The organism is Ensifer sp. ENS03 (assembly GCF_014852035.1).
Lineage (GTDB): Bacteria > Pseudomonadota > Alphaproteobacteria > Rhizobiales > Rhizobiaceae > Ensifer > Ensifer adhaerens.
In genome coordinates, this window is the sequence record NZ_JACVAV010000024.1 from 1 (window position 1) to 2,085 (window position 2,085).

At 64.6% G+C, this 2,085-nt stretch carries 3 protein-coding genes; all 3 read right to left on the reverse strand.

All coding sequences use genetic code 11. From position 1 onward, the window contains the following. Positions 1-1,219, reverse strand: a 1,219-nt coding sequence (locus IB263_RS33755) for an IS66 family transposase (protein WP_192439599.1), incomplete at its 3' end; no start/stop codon positions are given. 45 nt (positions 1,220-1,264) lie between these two features. After that, positions 1,265-1,612, reverse strand: coding sequence for an IS66 family insertion sequence element accessory protein TnpB (gene tnpB, locus IB263_RS33760; protein ID WP_027997154.1), 348 nt, complete (start codon positions 1,610-1,612; stop codon positions 1,265-1,267). Then, positions 1,609-2,004: a transposase gene (locus IB263_RS33765; protein WP_034803538.1), complete on the reverse strand. Its 396-nt coding sequence runs from the start codon at positions 2,002-2,004 to the stop codon at positions 1,609-1,611. Before IB263_RS33765 ends, tnpB begins: the two co-directional genes overlap by 4 nt. Positions 2,005-2,085 lie beyond the last annotated feature (81 nt).

Consider the following 2,085-nt stretch of genomic DNA (forward strand, 5'->3'; position numbering starts at 1 on the left):
GACGTCGTTGCAGCCGGTCGTTGGCCAAAAGTCCGTTGATGTCGCGCTCGATGTCGAACAGCGCGTCGATGCGCTTGACCGCCTCGAGGGCAACCGGCGAGATCGCGGCAGCATGCTTTCCGCGTTTGGCGTTGGTGGCGATGTCGGCAAGCACGAAGAACTTGCGCCGCGAATGCGCCCAACACAGTGCCTGGGTCAACGGACCAGGATCACGATCCACCTTAAACAGCGGATTGTAGCCGCCATAGGCGTCGGCCTGCAGAATGCCGGTGAAGCTCTTGAGATGACGCTCGGGGTGCTCCTGTCGCCGATCGCGCGAGGCATAGTAGAGCGCCGCCGGCGGCGACTGCCCACCGAACGGCCGGTCATCCCTGACATAGGTCCAGATGCGTCCCGTGTCGGTCTTGCCTTTGGCGAGGATCGGCACGGTGGTGTCATCGCCATGCAGACGCTCGGCGGTCAGTACATGCGCCTCGATCAGCCCATGCAGCGGCTTCAGCGCCGCGGCGCAGGCCCCGACCTGGTCGGCGAGCGTCGAGAGGCTGAGGTCGATGCCCTCGCGGGCATAGCGCTCACTCTGCCGGTTCAGCGGCTGATGTTGACCGAACTTCTCAAACAGGATCATTGCCAAGAGGTTCGGCCCGGCAAAGCCGCGCGGCGTCACATGGAAGGGTGCCGGCGGCTGGGTGATCTTCTCGCATGCGCGGCAGGTAAACTTCTCCCGCACGGTCTGGATCACCTTCCACTGACGCGGGATTACCTCCAGCGTCTCGGTGATATCCTCACCCAGCTTCGCCAGTTTGGCCGAGCCGCAGCACGGGCAGTTCGCGGGTGCGGCAATGACGACGCGCTCGCGCGGCAGATGCTCTGGAAAAGGCTTGCGAGATGGACGCTTGCGCTCGAAGGCCCTGACCGCCGAGGAGCGTGCCGCCATCTCCGCCGCCAGTTCGTCTTCGCCGGCGTCCGCTTCCAGTTCCTCGAGCTGCAGCTCCATCTGTTCGAGAAGCCGGGCTTTACGCTCCGAGCGGCTGCCATGGATGTCGCGCTTGAGCTTCTCAATCTCCAGCCTGAGCCGGGCGATCAGTGCATCCGAATGCGAGTTCACGGCCTGGGCGCGAGCAGCGAGCGCCTCGGCTTCACGGCGGGCCGCACGCTCGGCGAGGATCATCGCATGCGCGCTGGCAAGGTCGTCGGGAAGCTGATCGGCCGCATCGGTCATGGCGGGATGGAATCATATTCGCTCCCGCCGTGCCAGCGGTTTTGCTCATCCCGCCGACGTCGGACGCCAGGTTTTTTGCGGCATTCGCCAGTCGATGCCTTCGAGCAAATAGCCGAGCTGCGCGGGCGTGATCACCACCGTGCCGTCGGCCGCGGATGGCCAGATGAACCGCCCGCGCTCGAGCTTCTTCGTAAACAGGCAGGCACCTTGGCCGTCGTGCCAGATCACCTTGATCAGGCCGCCGCTCCGGCCCCGGAAGACGAAGAGATGGCCGCTCATCGGATCGCGCTTCAACGTCTCCTGCACCATCAGCGACAGGCCGGGAAAGCCTCTGCGCATGTCGGTATAGCCTGTCGCCAGCCAGACCTTCACACCGCTCGGGACCGGGATCATCGCCGCTCCAACACATCGAGGATCCGGGCCAAGGCTTCGGTATCGATGTCGCTCTCGACCCGCAGGCGACGGCCACCGCCAAGCTCGATCATCACCATGCTTGCTTTCTTGCGCGAGCGGGAGACCGGCGGCGGCTCGGTCGGGATCGCCGGCGCAGGCAGCGCTTCGACGATCTCCACCGGAATGAGTTGCGGCACGGGCGGAGCGGAGATTTGGCAGAGCTCCTTGCGCCAGCGGAAGAGCTGACTCACATGGATGCCGGCCGAGTGGGCGATCTCTGAAACACTTGCCCCTGACTCAAGCGTCGCCGCGATCAGGCGCTCCTTCTCCTCCCGGGACCAGCGCCGACGCCGCTCGACCGACGTAATGACCTCAATCTGATGCTTCGTCATAGGACTACCCCTAGTGTTTGCACTAGGACTTGCAGCCTTCAGCCTAACTCAGCAAGGCGGCCCTCACCGGAGGGGTACGAT